The following is an 18236-nucleotide window of genomic DNA, read 5'->3' as shown; positions in this document are numbered from 1 at the left end:
CCGGCGCGCGGCCGAGCGGCGGATCGTCATGAACCGGTCAGCGGCTCCCGGCGGCGGACGCGCAGTCGGGGCAGGTGCCGAAGACCTCGACCGTGTGGGTGACCTCGGTGAACCCGTACTCGGCCCCGACGGCCTCGGCCCAGCGCTCGACGTCGGGCCCGGCGACCTCGACGGTGTGGCCGCAGCGGCGGCACACCAGATGGTGGTGGTGGACGTCGCTCTCGCAGGCACGGTAGACCGACTCGCCGTCGTCGGTGCGCAGCATGTCCACCCGGCCGTCGTCGGAGAGCGACTGGAGCGCCCGGTAGACCGTGGTCAGTCCGATCTTGGCGCCGTCCGCCCGCATCTTGGTGAAGATGTCCTGGGCGCTTCGGAACCCCTCGCTCTGCCGCAGGATCGCGTGAACGGCGTCACTGCTCTTACTCATGGTGTCGACTCCCAGGTACGGCTTCGCCGTACGAATCTACCTATCAGCAGGGAGAGCACAAACCCGGCGAGCGCGATCAGCACGATCGCCGAGCCCGGGGGGACGTCGATGTAGAACGCGGTGGTGAGGCCGCCGACCGTGGCGACCACGCCGAGCGCCGTGGCGAGGATCATCGTGCCGCGGAAGCTGCGCATGATCTGCTGGCTGGTCGCGACGGGGACGACCATCAGGGCGCTCACCAGGAGCAGGCCCACCACACGCATGGCGATGACCACCGTGAGGGCCGCGGTCACCGCGAGCAGCAGGCTGAGGAAGCGCACCGGAAGGCCGCTCGCCCGGGCCACCTCCTCGTCCTGGCAGAGCACGAACAGCTCGCGTCCGAAGATCGCGACGACGCCGAGCACGGCCGCCGCCAGGCCGCCGATCACCCATACGTCCCGCTCGGCCACCGTGGAGATCGAGCCGAACAGGTAGGACGTCAGCGTGGAGTTGCTCTGCCCCGGCGACAGGTAGATGAGCAGCACGCCGCCCGCGATGCCGCCGTAGAACAGCAGGGCGAGGGCCACGTCGCCGCTGGTCCGGCCACGGGCGCGCACCATCTCGATGGCGACGGCGCCCAGAATGGCCACGATGATGGCGGTCACCAGGGGAGCGGTGCCGGTCAGGAAGCCGAGCGCGACACCGGTCAGCGCCACGTGCCCGATGCCGTCGCCGAGCAGCGCCAGACGGCGCTGGACGATGAACGTGCCGACGACGGGGGCGGCGAGGCCGACGAAGACGGCCGCGACCAGCCCGAGGACCATGAAGTCGTACTGCAGGATGCCGCTCATGCCTCTCCCGTCGCGCCGGCCTCGGCGGCCGCCGACCGTGATCCGATGACGTCCGGCCAGCCGTTCAGCACGCCGGTGTGCGCGTGGGCGTGGGCGTGGATGTGGACGTGCCCGCCCGCGCCGGCCCCCGCCTCCGCCGCGGCCGGAGGCGCGCCGTCGTAGGCGATGCGGCCCTCGCGCAGCACGATGGCGCGGGTGATCAGCGGTTCGAGCGGGCCGAGCTCGTGCGCGACCAGGACCACCGTCTTGCCGCGTTCCCGCAGCCCGGCGAGGGTGCCCGCGAGCAGGCGCTGGCTGTCCGCGTCCACACCGGCGGTCGGCTCGTCCATCACGAACGCGTCCGGCTCGCCGGCCAGCGCGCGGGCGATGAGCACCCGCTGCTGCTGTCCTCCGGACAGGGACTGCACGGGATATCCGGCCCGGTCGGCGAGCCCCACGGCGTCGAGGGCGTCGGCGACGGCGCGCCGGTCCTCAGCGGCGGTCCGCCGGAAGCGGCGGCGCCGGGCGATGCGCCCCGAGGAGACCACCTCGCGGACCGTGGCGGGCACCCCGCCGCCGACGGACAGGCGTTGCGGCACGTAGCCGATCCGCCCCCAGTCGCGGAACTTGCCGGGCGGCGTGCCGTACAGCAGGACGGAGCCGCCGGACAGCGGGACGAGCCCGAGCAGGGTGCGGACGAGCGTGGACTTGCCGGAGCCGTTGGCGCCGAGGACGACGAGGAACTCCCCGTCCTTCACCGCCAGGTCGACGCCCCGCAGGATGGGCCGGCCGTCGAGGGCGACCTCGCCGCCGGTCATCGTGAACGCGGCACTCACCGCACGATCACCCTTCCGTCGTGGGGCATTCCAGGGCCTTCCTCAGGGCTTCCAGGTTCTGCTTGGCCGCGGAGAGGTAGTCACCGCCATCGGGCGCGCTCTCGATGGGGTTGAGTACGGCAGTCTGGGCGCCGACCTCCTTGGCCAGGATCTCGGCCACCTTGGGGCTGACGAGTTCCTCGGTGAAAATGGTAGTCACATTCTGTCGCTTGGCGACGTCGGCCACCTGCGCGAGGCGCGTGGGGGAGGGCTCGGCGTCCGGGTCGAGGCCGCTGACCGCGATCTGCTCCAGGCCGTACCGCGCGGCCAGGTAGCCGAAGGCGGCGTGGCTGGTCACGATCGTCTTCTTGCCGCACCCGGTCAGGCCGCTCCGGTACGCCTCGTCCAGCTTGTTCAGCTCGGTGGCCGTGGCGGCGGCGCGCTGCCGGTACGCCGCGGCGTGGGCGGGGTCGGCCTCGGCCAGCCGCTCGCCGAGCTTGCCGGCGACGGTGGCGAGCCGGCTCGGGTCGAGCCAGATGTGCGGGTCGTAGGGGACGTCGTCGTGTCCGTGCTCGTCGTGCGCTTCCTCCTCGGCCGTCGCGGGCAGGGTGGCCACGACGGAGGCGGCGTCGAACGCCTTGGCGGACGCGTGCCCCGCGACCGCCTCGTCCACCGCCGGCTGGACACCCTTGATGTAGACGACGAGCGAGGAGTCCTGGATGTCGGCGACCTGGCGCGCGGTCAGCTCCAGGTCGTGCGGCTCGGTGCCGGGCTTGGTGAGACCGGCGACGGAGACGTCCGGCCCGCCCACCTGCTGCGAGATCCACTGGAGCGGATAGAAGGCGGCCATCACGGCGGGCTTGCCGCCGGTGGCGGCGTTTCCGGAGCCGCAGGCCGCGGCGGTGGCGGTGGTGGCGCTCAGCAGGGCGCCGGTGAGGACGAGAGAGCGCATACGGGACATCACGCCACCAAGTATCCGGCAAAATGAAAACCGTTGTCAAAATCGGCAGAGTGCGCTGAACCGGCGCAGGACGCTATAGAAGCCCCCTGTCGCGGTCAGAACAAGCCGAACCGGGTCGCTGCGAGCAGGACGAGGAAGGTGACCAGCGCCACCCGCAGCAGGCGCGCGACCGGGCGCAGGGACGGCCACGACATGTACGCGAGCCACAAGACGAACGCCAGCACCGGCAGCACGGCGAGGCCGCCGCGCCAGTCGTCCACCACGACACCGGTCAGCATCAGGACGACCATGACGACCGGGACCACCCAGCGCGGGAGCTGGAAGAGGAACACCAGCGCGGTCGCGCTCCTGCTCTCCACCGCCCGCCGCAGGCCGGTCGCGCCCGGTGTGAAGAACTGCTCGCCCGGCGGGAGCGGACGTCCGGCCCCCTTCCGCCCCGGGGTCCCCGGCCGTCCCGGACCGCGTCCCCGCGCCGGCTCGCCGACCGGCTTCCTGGCCAGGGGATGCGCCGGAACCTTCGACGCGCCCGGCCCCTTGTCCTGCCCTGTGTCACCTGCCACGTGCCGAGCCTAGTCACGCGTGCCGCCTTGGCGCACCCGCTGACCGCCGGGCACGTGGGATGCTGGGCCCATGCTCGCCCTGATCCGTTACGCTGTGCCCGCCGCCCAGGCGGACGAGTTCGCCGCGCAGGCCCGCGACATCCTCGACCTGTTCGCCGCCCAGCCCGGATATCTGCGCGGCCAGCTCGGCAGGTCCGTCGACGAGCCCGACCTGTGGGCCCTGGTCAGCGAGTGGGAGGGGGCCGGTTTCTACCGCCGGGCGCTGGGCGCCGCCCGGATGGCGATGTACCCCCTGATGACCTTGATGATCAATGAGCCGAGCGCGTTCGAGCCGGTGGACGCGGCCCCGGCCGCCCCGTCACGGGTCCTCGATCAGACCTGAGCGAGCTGTGAGCGAGTCGGGCCGGGGTTCCCCTAAGCTTGGATGAGATCGAGCAGGTAGCGGGCGCGACTTCCGCCCGGGCGACGGCAGGCCCGTCGGCGCGGCCCCGCACGTGTGCGCACGATCCCAACCCGACACCCAGCCGGATGGAGTTCTCACCAATGGCACGTCGCACCGACGTCATGGAAACGATCGTCAGCCTCTCCAAGCGCCGCGGGCTCGTCTACCCGTCGAGCGAGATCTACGGAGGCCTGCGCGCGTCGTGGGACTACGGACCGCTCGGTGTCGAGCTGAAGAACAACGTGAAGCGCGAGTGGTGGAAGGCCGTGGTGCAGGGCCGCGACGACGTCGTCGGCCTCGACTCCTGCGTCATCCTCGCGCCCGAGGTGTGGCAGGCCAGCGGCCACGTGGACACCTTCAGCGACCCGCTGACCGAGTGCCAGTCCTGCCACAAGCGCTACCGCGCCGACCACCTCCTCGAGGCGTACGAGGAGAAGCACGGCAAGGCGCCCGCGGGCGGCCTCGCGGACATCACCTGCCCCAACTGCGGCAACAAGGGCGCGTTCACCGAGCCCCGGCAGTTCAGCGGCCTGCTGAAGACGTACCTCGGCCCGGTGGAGGACGAGTCCGGCCTGGCCTATCTCCGGCCCGAGACCGCGCAGGGCATCTTCATCAACTACCTCAACGTGCAGCAGTCGGCGCGCAGGAAGATCCCGTTCGGCATCGGCCAGATCGGCAAGTCGTTCCGCAACGAGATCACCCCGGGCAACTTCATCTTCCGCACCCGCGAGTTCGAGCAGATGGAGATGGAGTTCTTCGTCAAGCCGGGCACCGACGAGGAGTGGCACCAGTTCTGGATCGACGAGCGCCTGCGCTGGTACGTCGACCTCGGCATCAACAAGGACAACCTCCGGCTCTACGAGCACCCGAAGGAGAAGCTGTCCCACTACTCCAAGCGCACGGTGGACATCGAGTACCGCTTCAACTTCACCGGCTCGGAGTGGGGCGAGCTGGAGGGCATCGCCAACCGCACCGACTTCGACCTCACCGCGCACGGCAAGGCGTCCGGCACCGACCTGTCGTTCTTCGAGCAGGAGTCCGGTGACCGCTTCGTGCCGTACGTGATCGAGCCGGCGGCCGGTGTGGACCGGGCGACGCTGACCTTCCTGCTCGACGCGTACACGGTGGACGAGGCGCCCAACGCCAAGGGCGTCATGGAGGAGCGGACCGTCATGCGCCTCGACCACCGGCTGGCGCCGGTCAAGGTCGCGGTGCTGCCGCTCTCGCGCAACGCCGACCTGTCGCCGAAGGCGCGCGACCTCGCCGCCCAGCTCCGCCGCCGCTGGAACGTCGACTTCGACGACGCGGGCGCGATCGGCCGCCGCTACCGCCGCCAGGACGAGATCGGCACGCCGTTCGCGATCACGGTGGACTTCGACACCCTGGAGGACAACGCGGTGACCATCCGCGAGCGCGACTCCATGGAGCAGCAGCGGATCTCCATCGACCAGGTCGAGTCCTACCTCCGCACGCACCTCAACGACTGAGTGCCCGCCCCACCGCCCGCGTAGAGCGGGTGCGGGGCGGCATCGGAGCAGCGAAGAGCACCCGCCGGTCCGTCCGGCGGGTGCTCTTCCGTGTCCGGGCCTGTGCCTACCAGGTTCGTCGACACCCCACCAGGCCGCTGAGTCCGCGGGCTGATCCTGGGGCTTCGGACAGCGCGTCCCGGGTCTCATGCGGAAGCCGCCCCCGGGGCTGTCCCCGGGGGCGGCTTCGGTCGCGTCGGCGGTGTGGTGAAGGTCAGGAGCAGATCAGGCCCTTGGGCGGGACCTTCCCCTCCAGCAGGTAGGAGTTGACGGCGTTGTCCACGCACGGGTTGTTCTGCCCGTAGGCGCCGTGGCCCTCGCCCTTCAGCGTCACCAGGACGGCGCTGCGCAGCTGCTCGGTCAGCCTGGGCGCCCACTCGTACGGCGTGGCGGGGTCGTGGGTCACGCCGACGACCACGATCGGATTGGCCCCGGACGCGTCGATGTGCCGGTTGGTGTCCTCACCCGGGACGGGCCACACGCTGCAGATGCCCGAGCTGGCCGCGGTGATGGCGAAGATGGGCGACTCGTTCTTGAGCTCGTGCGCCGCCTTCTCCGACTCCTCGATGCTCGGCCGGGCCGTGGTGTCCGCGCACAGGATGGCGGGCAGTGACATCTGCAGGGTCGAGTACGTCCCGTCGGGGCGGCGCCCGCCGTACTGGTCGGCGAGGGTCAGCAGCCCGGCCATGTTGCCCTTCATCCCCTCATCCAGGGCCTCGGTGAGCAGCGGCCAAGCCATCTTGCTGTAGAGAGCCTGGGCGACGGCGGTCCTGGCGACGGTGGAGGTGACCTCGCGGTCGCCCGACTTGGCGGGGTGCGCCTCAAGGCGGTCGATGAGCTTGAGCACGGCCGCGTTCGCCGCCTTGGTGGTCTTGCCGAGCGGGCACCCGTTCGGCTGCTTCACACAGGCGGCGAGGTAGTTCCCGTACGCCTTCTGGAAGCCCTTGATCTGGGTGCGGGCCGTGTCCAGCATCCCCACAGTCGGGTCGACCGTGGAGTCGAGCGTCATGCGGCCCACCTGCTTGGGGAACAGCGTCGCGTAGAGGGCGCCCAGGTGGGTGCCGTAGGAGAAGCCGAAATAGTTCAGGTGCTGGTCGCCGAGCGCGGCGCGCATGACCTCCATGTCCCGCGCCGCGTTGAGGGTGCCGACGTACGGCAGGATGTGCCCGGCGTTCTGCTCGCAGGCCTTGGCGAACTGGGTGAGCAGGTGGGTCTCCTCGACCGTGTCGGCGCTCGGCTCGCGGGCGAGGTACCGTTCCAGCTCGGCGCTGTTCAGGCACCTGATCCCGCTGCTTTCGTCCACCCCGCGGGGGTCGAAGCTGACCAGGTCGTAGCGCTTGTTGAGCGTGGAGAAGGCGCCCGCGGCGTCGAGCAGTGTGGACACGCCGGAGCCGCCGGGCCCGCCGAAGTTGAAGACCAGCGAGCCGATCCGGTTCTTCTTGTCGATGGCGGGACGGCGGACGAGGGCGATGCCGATCGTCTCGCCGGACGGCTTCGCGTAGTCGAGCGGCACCTTCAGCGTGGCGCACTGGAAGCCCGCGGAGGAGGGCACGCCCGTGCACGCCCCCCACTTGAGGGACTGCGGGGACGGGTCGATGGTGGAGGCGCCGTCCACCCGGGTGGGGGAGATCTCGGTCCGGCCGGCCCCACAGCCCATCGCGGCGAGTACGACGAGTCCGGAGATGGCGATATGCCGGAACTTTGGTGACATGCGAACACCCTCCGTTACGGATCATCTTCGGAGGGGTGGATCAATCCTAGGCCCCATGCCTCCGGTGTTCCCGTTACCCGGTCGCCGTGTCCCGCCCCCGAAAGCCGCACGCCACTCGAAAGCGTAATGGTCTACACCAATTAACGCGAGATGAACGATCTCCAATGTCGGATGGAATTGGTTTACACCACTCTTTGATGATCGGAGAAAAATGCTCGTTTTTAATCTAGGCTGGAATGGATTAGACCTCCATGTGCCCTCCTACCTGGGTAAACACGATATCTCTCGACTGGTGATGTTTCGCCGGGTTGATGCTCGGTACAGTGCGAATGCGGACGGACCCGTGTAATTGAAGTGGCCGAAGGAGCTCGCGTGCGCAAGTTTGTTTATGACTTCACCGAGGGCAACAAGGATCTCAAGGATCTGCTCGGTGGAAAGGGCGCCAATCTTGCGGAAATGACCAATCTTGGTCTCCCGGTCCCCCCCGGCTTCACGATCACCACCGAGGCCTGCCGGCACTACCTCGCCGAGGGCGACGCCCCCGACGGTCTCGCCGCCGAGATCGCCACCCACCTCGAGGCCCTCGAGACGACGATGGGCAAGCGCCTCGGCGACGCCGCCGACCCGCTGCTCGTCAGCGTCCGGTCGGGCGCCAAGTTCTCCATGCCCGGCATGATGGAGACCGTCCTCAACATCGGCCTCAACGACGCCTCGGTGCTCGGGCTGGCCAAGCAGTCCGGCAACGAGCGCTTCGCGTGGGACTCCTACCGCCGGCTGATCCAGATGTTCGGCAAGACCGTTCTCGGCATCGAGGGCGAGCTGTTCGAGGCCGCGCTCGACGAGCTGAAGGGCTCCCGCCAGGACACCGACCTCGACGCGGGCGACCTCCAGCGCCTCGTCGAGACGTACAAGGGGATCGTCCGGGAGCAGAAGGGGCGGGAGTTCCCCTCGGACCCGCGTGAGCAGATGGAGCTGGCGATCAGGGCCGTCTTCGACTCGTGGAACGCGCCGCGGGCCGTCCTCTACCGGCGGCAGGAACGCATCCCGGCCGACCTCGGCACGGCCGTCAACGTCGTCGCGATGGTCTTCGGCAACATCGGGATGGACTCGGGCACCGGCGTCGCCTTCACCCGGGACCCCGGCTCCGGCCAGCAGGGCGTGTACGGCGACTACCTGCAGAACGCGCAGGGCGAGGACGTGGTGGCCGGCATCCGCAACACCGTGCCGCTGCAGGAGCTGGAGCGGATCGACCCCGCCTCCTACCGCGAGCTGCTCGACATCATGAGCACGCTGGAGAACCACTACCGCGACCTGTGTGACATCGAGTTCACCATCGAGCGCGGCAAGCTCTGGATGCTGCAGACCCGGGTCGGCAAGCGGACGGCGGGCGCGGCCTTCTGCATCGCCACGCAGCTCGTGGACGAGGGCCTGATCGACATGGACGAGGCGGTCAGCCGCGTCTCCGGCGACCAGCTCGCGCAGCTCATGTTCCCGCGCTTCTCCGCCACCGCCGACAACACCCGGCTCACCACGGGCATGAACGCCTCGCCCGGCGCCGCCGTGGGGAAGGCCGTCTTCACCTCGGCCAAGGCCGTCGAACTGGCGGGCCGGGGCGAGCCGGTCATCCTCGTCCGCCGGGAGACCAACCCGGACGACCTGGCCGGGATGATCGCCGCCCAGGGCGTGCTCACCTCGCGCGGCGGCAAGACCTCGCACGCGGCCGTGGTCGCCCGCGGCATGGGCAAGACCTGCGTGTGCGGCGCCGAGGAACTGGTCGTGGACACGCGCGCCGGCCGTTTCACCGCTCCAGGCGGTGTCGTCGTCAACGAGGGCGACGTGATCTCGATCGACGGCAGCACCGGCGCCGTCTACCTGGGCGAGGTGCCCGTGGTGGCCTCGCCGGCGATGGAGTACTTCGAGGGCGGCCCGGTCGAGGACGAGCTGGTCGCCGCGGTGGACCGGATCATGCGGCACGCCGACGCCGTACGGCGCCTCGACGTACGGGCCAACGCCGACACGCCGGAGGACGCCGCCCGCGCCCGCGCGTTCGGCGCCCAGGGCATCGGGCTGTGCCGTACGGAGCACATGTTCCTCGGCGATCGGCGCAAGCTGGTCGAGGACCTGATCCTGGCCTCCACCGACGAGGAGCGGCAGGCGGCGCTGGACGCGCTCGAACCGCTGCAGAAGGCCGACTTCGCCGGCATCTTCGCGGCGATGGACGGCCTGCCGGTCACCGTCCGGCTCATCGACCCGCCCCTGCACGAGTTCCTGCCCGACTACACCGAGCTGGCCGTCAAGATCGCGCTCGCCGGCGACGCGGCCGACGAGAAGGACCGCAGGCTGCTCGACGCGGTCAAGCGGTTGCACGAGCAGAACCCGATGCTCGGCCTGCGCGGCGTGCGGCTCGGCCTGGTCATCCCCGGCCTGTTCGCGATGCAGGTACGCGCGATCGCCGACGCGGCCAAGGAGAGCGCCAACCCCCGGGCCGAGATCATGATCCCGCTGGTGGGCGCGGTGCAGGAGCTGGAGAGCGTCCGCGAGGAGGCGCTGGGCATCCTCGCCGACAAGGGCGTGGACGCGATGATCGGCACGATGATCGAGGTGCCGCGCGCGGCCCTCACCGCCGGGCAGATCGCCGAGGCGGCCGAGTTCTTCTCCTTCGGCACCAACGACCTCACCCAGATGACCTGGGCCTTCTCACGGGACGACGTGGAGAGCGCGTTCTTCGGCAAGTACCTGGACCTCGGCATCTTCGGCGTCTCGCCGTTCGAGTCGATCGACCGGGACGGCGTCGGCCGCCTGATGCGGATCGCGGTCGAGGAGGGCCGGCGCACCCGCCCCGACCTCAAGATCGGCATCTGCGGCGAGCACGGAGGCGACCCGGCGTCGGTGCACTTCTGCCACGAAATCGGCCTCGACTACGTGTCGTGCTCGCCGTTCCGGGTCGCGGTGGCCCGGCTGGAGGCGGGGCGCGCGGCGCTCGCCTCCGACGGCTCCGACACCCGCTGAGCCGCCCGCCCGCGCCCGGTGCGGTGGTGCGCGGGCGGGCTCCCGTGTGGGAAACGGGAGAAACAGGACGGCCGGTGCGGCTCACGCGAGCCGCACCGGCCGTCTTTCCTGTCGGCCCCGCGCCGGGCCGACGTTCGGGGGCTGTGCTCAGCCGTCCGTCACGATCGCGTGATCAGCACGTCGTCGACGGCGGCCTCGACCAGGCTGGGCTCGGCGTTGTCCGCCGCGTCGATGACGATCTGTACGGTCTGCCCGGCGTGGGCGGAGATATCGGCGGTGGCCTTGGCCCACGCGGCCGGCCGGTTCGTCGGCGAGCCGAGCTGGCGCAGGACCGTGGATGTGGTGGAGCCGACCACGCGCACCCGGAAGTAGTCGGCGCTCGACGCGTTGTTGAGGTGCGCGAAGTACCAGTTCAGGGAGAGGGTCAGCTTCCCGGACGCGGGCAGCTTGATGGGCGGCGACTGGATCGTGGTGACACCGTCGTCGATGTCCCAGGTGCCCGCGTCCATTCCGGCGAACGGGCCGGTGACCAGGTCGTAGCTGCCGCTGGTCGGGGTGCCGAGCTGGGTGGGGATGCCGTTGACGCTGGTCGCCTCCGGCCGGGCGCGCATCCACGTGCCGAAGGAGGCGGTGTCGGTCAGATTGGGGTTGGTGACCCAGCCGGTGGGCGTCTCGAAGTCGTCCGAGAAGACCCTGGTGCCGCTCGGCGGCGTCGGGGCCGATGTCGGGGTCGGCGTGGGGGTGGGCGACGGGCTTGGCGCGGCGCCGCCGAGCGTGCCGGTGTAGAGGAGCCGGTTCGGCGAGCCGCTCCCCGCGTTCGTCACCTTCCCGTTGGTCGCCTGGGACACGATCGTCGCGGCCACCTGCGCCGGGGTCGCCGACGGCATGAGGCCGAGGATCAGCGCCGCCGTGCCGACGACGTGCGGGGTGGCCATCGACGTGCCGCTGAGCGTGTTCGTCGCGGTGGGGCCGGTGAACCAGTCAGAGGTGATGGAGTCGCCGGGGGCGAAGACGTCCAGGCAGCTCCCGTAGTTGGACCAGGACGGCCGCCCGTCGTTCGAGGCCGTCGCACCCACCGTGATCGCCTCGGGGAGCCGGGCGGGGGAGGAGTCACATGCGTTCGCGCCGTCGTTCCCGGCGGCCACGCCGTATGTGACGCCAGAGGCGATGGACCGCTGCACGGCGGAGTCGAGGGTGCTGCTCGCGCCGCCGCCGAGGCTCATGTTGGCCACCGCGGGCTTGATCGCGTGGGCCGTGACCCAGTCGACGCCCGCGATCACGCCGGAGACCGCGCCGCCGCCCGAGCAGTCGAGCACGCGGACGGCGACGAGCTTGACCCCTTTGGCCACGCCGTATGTCGTGCCGCCGATGGTGCCCGCCACATGGGTGCCGTGGCCGTGGCAGTCGGTCGCGTCGCTGTCGTTGTCGATGAAGTCGTACCCGCTGCTCGCCCGGCCGCCGAAGTCGCTGTGCGTGGTGAGGATGCCGGTGTCGATGACGTACGCGTGGACGCCCGACGCGGTGGTCGGGTAGGTGTAGGTGCCGCTGAGCGGCAGAGAAGCCTGGTCGATGCGGTCCAGACCCCACGTCGGGTTGCGCTGGGTGTCGTTGACCGTGACCCGCTGGTCCTGTTCGACGTAATCGACGGCTCCGTCAGAAGCCAGCCGCTCGGCGTCCGGCTGCTTCAACTTGATGGCGAAGCCCATCATGACGTTGCGGAACACCTGGTGCACGGTGCCGCCGTGCCGGGAGGCGAGGTCCTGCGCGAGGCGCTCGGCCCCGCGCCTGCGGTTGGCGGCGTTGTCCTTCAGCACGACGATGTACTGGCCCGGGATGCTGAAGGGGGAGCCCGCGGCGCGAATGACGCCGGAGGGGACGGGCGGCCGGGGCGCGGCCGCCGCGGCGCCGGTACCGGCGCCGGTGAGCAGCGTGGCCGACGCCGCTCCTACGGCGGCCAGCCGTACGAGCAGGGGGATGGTTCTCATATCTGGGTGCCTCCAGGCGCTCATGGTTGCTGATTGATTACTCAGAGTTACTTCAAGCCTGGTGATCGGCAAGGTTTCGATAGTCGTCATCGGCCGGAATATGGCGACATCGGGAGTCGGGGGTTGAGGGTGATGTCACCTTCTGGACAGGTCGCGCGCCCCCTGCTCCGTCTTGGCGGGCCCCTGACTCTCGCTCGTGGCCGCCTTTGCGCGTCGTGAACTGGGCGAACGGCGACAGGTGGGTGGGGGCGGCTCCGGCCTGTCGTGGCTGTGTCGTACGGATGCGCGGGTTCACCGACGGGAACGGGTTTGCCGATGAGGTGCGCGACTCTGTCCGTTCCCGGGCCCTGTGCCGCATCCGGCACGCCTTGTCATGGAGCGGCGGCTTCCCGTGGCCCGGTGTTTCTCCGGCGGCACTTGGACAGGGTGGAGGGGCTCAACCTGAGTGCCGGAGTGTGGAAGGCGACGTCGGAGGTCGCGAGACTCCGCGTTGGCGCACAGGCGGCGGGGAGCGCATGGATCACGCGGTTCGGAGGGGTCGGGGCGACATTGCGAACTAAGCGCGGTACAAGGTGAAGGCGAGGATGAAATCGCGTCCCGGGCTCGGGATATGCGGGCGGCCGGATCGAGAGGGAATGACGCTTACCGATGATATTCTGCGGTACAGTTAAATAATCGCGGGTTTAGCCCGTGATCGGGTGTGGCCCAGGTCGCAGATCGGAATTGCGGCACGGAAACGCGCACCGGTGTCCAGGCCGACGAATCTCTCGCGGAGACGGGGGCGCATGTCCGAAAGTGCCGAGCCGACGGCGATACGCACGGTGGAACGCGCGCTCCGATTGGCGCACATCGTCGCCATCTCGTCCGGCGGGCTCACTCTCACCGCGGCGGCACGCGAGGCGGAGCTCGCCCTGAGCACGGCCGCGCGCCTGCTCAAGGCGCTGGAACTGTCCGGCTTCGCCTGGCGGGACTCGTCCGGGCTGTACCACCCCGGCCCCCGGATGCTCCAGGCCGGCGCCATCGCGCTCGGGCACCTGCCGGTCTACAAGATCGCTGAGCCGCACCTGCGCGACCTGGCCGACTTCACCGGCGAGACGGCCTATCTCGCCGTCGCCGAGGGGGACAGCCACGCGCTCTACCTGCGCCAGGTCGAGAGCCCCCGCGCGATCCGGCACGCGACCTGGGCGGGCCGGGCCATCCCCACGGTCGGCACGGCGGTGGGCGCGGCGCTGAACGGGCGGCTGTCCGAGGGAGGGTACGCCGTGTCCCGGCGTACCGCGGTCGAGCCGGAAGCCGCGGCGGCGGCCGCCCCGGTCTACGATTCGGCCGGCGGTGTCGTGGCGGCGCTGAGCATCATCGGGCCGTCGTTCCGGATCAGCGAGGAGGACCTGGCGTCCTACGCGAAGGCGGTCGCCGAGCACGCCCAGGCGCTGTCCGCCGAGCTCGGCTTCCCCGGTTTCACCCGCTGACCTGCGGTTTCAGCCGCCGAGGCGGCGTTTCCGGGTCGGCCCGCGCCCCGCGCGCCGACCGGCGGGGCCGCCGGTACGCGGCGCGAGGGTGAGCGAGCGCGGCCGGATCGGTTCGACCGGGTAGATCAGAGCACCTTGGAGAGGAACGCCGCGGTCCGCGCGTGCCGCGGGTTGACCAGCACGTCGCGGGGGTGGCCAGACTCCACGACGACACCGCCGTCCATGAAGACCACCGCGTCGCCGACCTCGCGGGCGAAGCCCATCTCGTGGGTCACGACGACCATGGTCATGCCGTCCTCGGCGAGCGAGCGCATGACGTCGAGCACCTCGCCGACGAGCTCGGGGTCGAGCGCGGAGGTCGGCTCGTCGAAGAGCATCAGCTTGGGCCGCATCGCCAGCGCCCGCGCGATCGCGACGCGCTGCTGCTGGCCTCCGGAGAGCTGGGCGGGGTACATGTCCCGCCGCGCGGACAGCCCGACCTGGTCGAGGAGCTTCACGGCGTGCTCGCGCGCGGTCGCCCGGGATTCCCCGCGCACCCGGACCGGCGCTTCCATCACATTCTCCAGAGCGGTCATATGCGGAAAGAGATTGAAGCGCTGGAAGACCATTCCGATGTTCTTCCGCTGTTCCGCGACCGCACGTTCCCCGAGTTCGTGCATTTTCCCGCCGCGGCGCGCGTAGCCGACGAGTTCGCCGTCCACGAACAGTTGTCCGGCGTCAATCTTCTCCAGATGATTGATGCATCGCAGGAAAGTGGATTTTCCTGATCCGGACGGCCCCACGATGCAGAGCACCTCGCGCGGGGCGACCTCGAGGTCGACGCCGTTCAGGACTTTCACTCGGCCGAACGATTTGTGCACCTGCACGGCCTTGACCATCGGCTGGGCCATCAACGGGTCCTTCCTGTGCTCCAGGGGGAGGGCGGCGCCGGCGGTCCGGCGATCAGGGGCGGCGTCCGGGCAGCCGGGCGGCCAGCCGGCGCAGGCTTCCCCGGCGGTCGGTGGCGCCCGCCGAGATGACGGATCCCCGGGCGAAGTGCCGTTCCACGAAGAACTGGCCGACGCTGAGCACCGAGGTGATCAGCAGGTACCACAGCGATGCCGTGATCAGCAGGGGAATGGTCTGGTAGTTGGCGGAGTAGATGAGCTGCGCGGAGTAGAGCAGCTCGGGGTAGGCCAGGACCGCCACCAGCGACGTGGTCTTGAGCATGCCGATGGCCTGGTTGCCGGTGGGCGGGACGATGACCCGCATGGCCTGCGGCAGCACGATCCGCCTCAGGGCCAGGCCCCGGGTCATGCCGAGCGCCTGCGCCGCCTCGGCCTGGCCGCGGTCGACCGAGAGGATGCCCGCGCGGGCGATCTCCGCCATGTACGCGGCCTCGTTCAGCCCGAGGCCGAGGATCGCGGCCACGAACGGGCTGATCAGCTCGTTGGCCGAGAAGCTGGTGAACTCCGGGCCGAACGGCACGCCGAGGGACAGCCGCGGGTACAGGGCGGAGATGAACCCCCAGAACAGGAGCTGCACGAAGACCGGCGTCCCGCGGAACAGCCAGATGTAGGCCCAGGCGACCCCGGAGAGCAGCGGGTTGTCGGACAGCCGCATGACGGCCAGAACCAGCCCCAGCACGATGCCGATCAGCATCGAGATCACGGTGAGCTGGATGGTGCGCCCGAGCCCGGCGAGGATCCGGTCCGAGGTGAACCAGTCGAAGACGACGTCCCACTGGAACCGCTCGTTCGTGACGAACGTGTTGACCAGCATCGCCAGCAGCACGCAGACGACCGCGGCGGCGACCCAGCGGCCCGGCTGCCGGCGGCGTACGGTCGGCATCGACTCCACGGACTCGGCGGCCTGGGTCATGTGCTGTACCTGCATGGAATGGCCCCGCTGTTCACTGCTGCGGCTCGGCGCCGTTGACCAGAGGCGCGTCGAGCTTGGTGTGTCCGATGCCCCACTTGTCGAGGATCTTCTGGTAGGCGCCGTTCTTCATGAGCGTGTCGAGCGCGGCGGTGAGCGGCTTGACCAGGCCGCTGCCCTTGGGCGCCGCGATGCCGTGCATGACCACGCCGTACTCGTCGCCGGTCAGCGCGAACTGGCCGCCCGACTGGGCGACCTGGTAGGCCGCGATGGGGGTGTCGGCGATGCTGACGTCGGCCCGGCCGCTGACCAGGGCCAGGTTCGCCGCCGCCTGGTCGGGATAGACCTGCAGGTCGACGCTCTTCTGGCCGGCGCTCTTGCACTTCGCGTCCTGAGCGGTCACATCGTCCTGCTGGACGGTGCCCTTCTGGACGGCGACGCGGTGACCGCACAGGTCGTCCAGTGTCTTGACCACGACGCCGCCCGACTTGGCGAAGAACGACGACCCGCCCTTGTAGTAGTCGACGAAGTCGAGGATCTTGCGCCGCTCCTCGGTGTCGTTGAAGCCGGACATGCCGATGTCGAACTTGCCCGCGCTCAGGCCGGGGATGATGGCATCGAACTGCGAGTTGACGATCGTGATCTTGAGGCCCATCACCTCGCCGAGGGCCTTGCCCAGGTCGGGGTCGAGGCCGACGACCGTCTGGCCGTCGGAGGCCATGAACTCCATCGGGGGGTAGCTCGCGTCGCTGGCGATCGTCACGGTGCCCTTGTCCCGGAACTCCTTGGGGACCAGCGCGGCGACGGCCGGGTCCTGTTCCTGGGCCGGGATCTCGGTCCCGGCGGCGCTCGCGGCCGGACCGCCGGCGGCGGGGGACGTGACGTCGTCGGCGGCCGGGTCGCCGCCCGAGCCGCAGCCGGCCAGCGCGACCGCGGAGACCAGGCTCGCCGCCAGGAGCGCGGCGGTACGGGGCCGAAGGGGTTGGAGTCGCACGGTCATGGTTCTCCTCGTGGTGAGGGGTGCAGGCACGAGGTGGCGCGACGCACCACTTGGGGCGTGATATTGCCATCACGGCGAGGGAGTGTCTACCCCAGAGCGGAACTAACAACTGTGCAGCGGTTGCCGTGATGTTCAGCAGCTATGCCCTGATGCGACGCCCCTACCTCGCCTCATCGCTCCTATGTCCTGATTCTCCGGGCGCTCGTCTCTTGCGGAGTGTCTACCGTCTGGTGGCATACTCTGCTGCCTGATGGAAGATTGCCGTCGTTTCCTCATTCGGAGGGGACGGCACGCTCACGAGGAGCCCGCATGGTCCTGGCAAACGACGCGACCTCGCCGCGGCGGACGTACGACGCGGTGATCGTCGGCGCCGGCGTGATCGGCGCGTCCGTCGCACTCGCGCTCACGCGCGCCGGCTGGCGGACGCTCAACGTCGATCGCGAGGGCATGCCCGGCCATGGATCCACCAGCGCGTCGGCCGGGATCCTGCGGGTCCACGCCACGTCGCGGGACGCGGTCGTCCTCGCCGCCGAGGCACTGCCGTACTGGGAGGGCTGGGCCGACTTCGTGCGGCTGCCGCCGGGAGAGCGGCTCGCCGAGTTCCAGCGGTGCGGCTCGGTCATCTTCGACGACGGCTCCGGGTACGGCGCGCGGGCGGAGGAGACGCTGGCCGGTCTCGGCGAGCCACACGAGCGGTGGAGCGCCGAGCGGCTCGCCGAGCACCTGCCCTACTTCGACCTGCGCGCCTTCGGGCCGCCGTGCCTGCCGGACGACGAGGATTTCGGGCGCGAGCCGGAGGACGTCATCACCGGGGCGCTGTACACGCCGTCGTCCGGATTCGTCGGCGACCCGGCGCTGGCCGCGCAGAACCTCATGGCCGCGGCGCGCCTCGAAGGCGCCGACTGCGCCCTGCGGGCCAGGGTCGTCGAGATCCGCCGCGCGGGTGGCCGCGTGGCCGGGGTGACCCTGGCGGACGGCACGCGCGTCGACTGCCCGGTGGTCGTCAACGCGGCCGGCCCCCACTCCTCCCTGCTCAACCGGATGGCCGGGGTCGAGGAGGGCATGCGGGTGCGCACCCGGGCGATCCGGCAGGAGCTCCACCAGGTCACCGCGCCGCCCGAGATCGACTACCTGACCCAGGGGCTGCACGTCGTCGACGGCGACCTCGGCATCAACTTCCGGCCCGAGCTGGGCAACGCGATCCTCGTCGGGGGCAACGGCGCCCCGTGTGACCCGACCGTCGAGGTGGCCGACCCCGACGCCCACGACCCGGCCGTCAGCCTGGAGGTCTGGGACCGGCACGTGCTGCGGCTCGCCCAGCGCCTGCCCACGCTGCGGATCCCCTCCCGCCCCTCGGGGGTGGCCGGCCTGTACGACATCACCGACGACTGGGCGCCGATCTACGACCGTACGGACCTGGACGGGTTCTACGTCGCCATAGGCACCAGCGGAAACCAGTTCAAGACCGCGCCGCTCGTGGGCGCGCTGATGTCGACACTCATCGACGCGGTCGAGTCCGGCCGCGACGTGGACGCGGAGCCGCTGACCGTCACCGGGACGCACACCGGCCGCGAGATCCACCTGTCCGCCTACTCACGCCTGCGCAGCCCCGACCGCGGCCTCGTGACCACGGTCAACGGCTGACCACGACCCCCAGGAAGGAGC

15 protein-coding genes are annotated in these 18236 nt (G+C 70.3%); 5 read left to right on the top strand and 10 right to left on the bottom strand.

Annotation, left to right across the window (positions count from 1 at the left end):
- Positions 1–37: 37 nt before the first annotated feature.
- From AWQ68_RS27555 to AWQ68_RS27535, 5 genes are all read right to left on the bottom strand, one after another.
- Positions 38–427 carry a Fur family transcriptional regulator gene (locus tag AWQ68_RS27555; protein WP_066945336.1) on the bottom strand — a complete coding sequence of 130 codons (390 nt, stop codon included), beginning with the start codon at positions 425–427 and terminating at the stop codon, positions 38–40.
- A complete protein-coding gene (locus AWQ68_RS27550; RefSeq protein ID WP_066945333.1) occupies positions 424–1257 on the bottom strand; it encodes a metal ABC transporter permease in 834 nt (277 codons plus the stop codon). The genes AWQ68_RS27555 and AWQ68_RS27550 overlap by 4 nt, the downstream gene beginning before the upstream one ends.
- Positions 1254–2054 (bottom strand): metal ABC transporter ATP-binding protein, encoded by an 801-nt coding sequence (locus tag AWQ68_RS27545; RefSeq protein WP_066945504.1) that lies wholly within the window; start codon positions 2052–2054, stop codon positions 1254–1256. The genes AWQ68_RS27550 and AWQ68_RS27545 overlap by 4 nt, the downstream gene beginning before the upstream one ends.
- A 25-nt stretch (positions 2055–2079) precedes the next feature.
- Positions 2080–3003: a metal ABC transporter solute-binding protein, Zn/Mn family gene (locus tag AWQ68_RS27540; RefSeq protein ID WP_157545790.1), complete on the bottom strand. Its 924-nt coding sequence runs from the start codon at positions 3001–3003 to the stop codon at positions 2080–2082.
- 104 nt (positions 3004–3107) lie between these two features.
- Positions 3108–3572 carry a DUF6703 family protein gene (locus AWQ68_RS27535; protein WP_084464456.1) on the bottom strand — a complete coding sequence of 155 codons (465 nt, stop codon included), beginning with the start codon at positions 3570–3572 and terminating at the stop codon, positions 3108–3110.
- A gap of 70 nt (positions 3573–3642) precedes the next feature.
- On the opposite strand from AWQ68_RS27535, the gene AWQ68_RS27530 reads away from it, so the two are divergent.
- The gene (locus tag AWQ68_RS27530) at positions 3643–3954 is read left to right on the top strand and encodes an antibiotic biosynthesis monooxygenase family protein (protein WP_066945328.1); all 312 of its coding nucleotides are present in this window, start codon (positions 3643–3645) and stop codon (positions 3952–3954) included.
- 161 nt (positions 3955–4115) lie between these two features.
- Complete coding sequence (locus AWQ68_RS27525; RefSeq protein WP_174554153.1) at positions 4116–5501, top strand: glycine--tRNA ligase; 1386 nt, start codon at positions 4116–4118, stop codon at positions 5499–5501.
- Between the two features lie 253 nt (positions 5502–5754).
- Here AWQ68_RS27525 and AWQ68_RS27520 read toward each other — a convergent pair whose 3' ends face one another.
- Positions 5755–7251 (bottom strand): alpha/beta hydrolase, encoded by a 1497-nt coding sequence (locus tag AWQ68_RS27520; protein ID WP_066945325.1) that lies wholly within the window; start codon positions 7249–7251, stop codon positions 5755–5757.
- Positions 7252–7623: 372 nt separating this feature from the next.
- On the opposite strand from AWQ68_RS27520, the gene ppdK reads away from it, so the two are divergent.
- Complete coding sequence (gene ppdK, locus AWQ68_RS27515; protein ID WP_066945322.1) at positions 7624–10260, top strand: pyruvate, phosphate dikinase; 2637 nt, start codon at positions 7624–7626, stop codon at positions 10258–10260.
- Between the two features lie 158 nt (positions 10261–10418).
- Here ppdK and AWQ68_RS27510 read toward each other — a convergent pair whose 3' ends face one another.
- A complete protein-coding gene (locus AWQ68_RS27510; protein ID WP_066945320.1) occupies positions 10419–12245 on the bottom strand; it encodes a S8 family peptidase in 1827 nt (608 codons plus the stop codon).
- Positions 12246–13030: 785 nt separating this feature from the next.
- On the opposite strand from AWQ68_RS27510, the gene AWQ68_RS27505 reads away from it, so the two are divergent.
- Positions 13031–13714 (top strand): IclR family transcriptional regulator, encoded by a 684-nt coding sequence (locus tag AWQ68_RS27505; RefSeq protein ID WP_066945317.1) that lies wholly within the window; start codon positions 13031–13033, stop codon positions 13712–13714.
- A 125-nt stretch (positions 13715–13839) separates the two neighbouring features.
- Here the strand turns inward: AWQ68_RS27505 and AWQ68_RS27500 are convergent, their stop codons facing one another.
- Genes AWQ68_RS27500 through AWQ68_RS27490 form a run of 3 tightly spaced genes read right to left on the bottom strand, consistent with a single transcriptional unit; the run spans position 13840 to position 16571 of the window.
- On the bottom strand, positions 13840–14604 hold the full coding sequence (locus AWQ68_RS27500; RefSeq protein ID WP_305071508.1) for an amino acid ABC transporter ATP-binding protein: 765 nt from the start codon (positions 14602–14604) through the stop codon (positions 13840–13842).
- 52 nt (positions 14605–14656) lie between these two features.
- Complete coding sequence (locus AWQ68_RS27495) at positions 14657–15589, bottom strand: amino acid ABC transporter permease (protein WP_066945311.1); 933 nt, start codon at positions 15587–15589, stop codon at positions 14657–14659.
- A 16-nt stretch (positions 15590–15605) separates the two neighbouring features.
- Complete coding sequence (locus AWQ68_RS27490; protein WP_066945308.1) at positions 15606–16571, bottom strand: ABC transporter substrate-binding protein; 966 nt, start codon at positions 16569–16571, stop codon at positions 15606–15608.
- Between the two features lie 309 nt (positions 16572–16880).
- Between AWQ68_RS27490 and AWQ68_RS27485 the strand changes: the two genes are divergently transcribed.
- Positions 16881–18215: an NAD(P)/FAD-dependent oxidoreductase gene (locus AWQ68_RS27485; RefSeq protein ID WP_066945305.1), complete on the top strand. Its 1335-nt coding sequence runs from the start codon at positions 16881–16883 to the stop codon at positions 18213–18215.
- The last annotated feature ends 21 nt before the right edge of the window (positions 18216–18236 follow it).

The sequence above is a fragment of the Microtetraspora fusca genome, from assembly GCF_001570365.1.
Lineage (GTDB): Bacteria > Actinomycetota > Actinomycetes > Streptosporangiales > Streptosporangiaceae > Microtetraspora > Microtetraspora fusca.
This window is presented reverse-complemented; position numbering and strand designations above follow the sequence as displayed.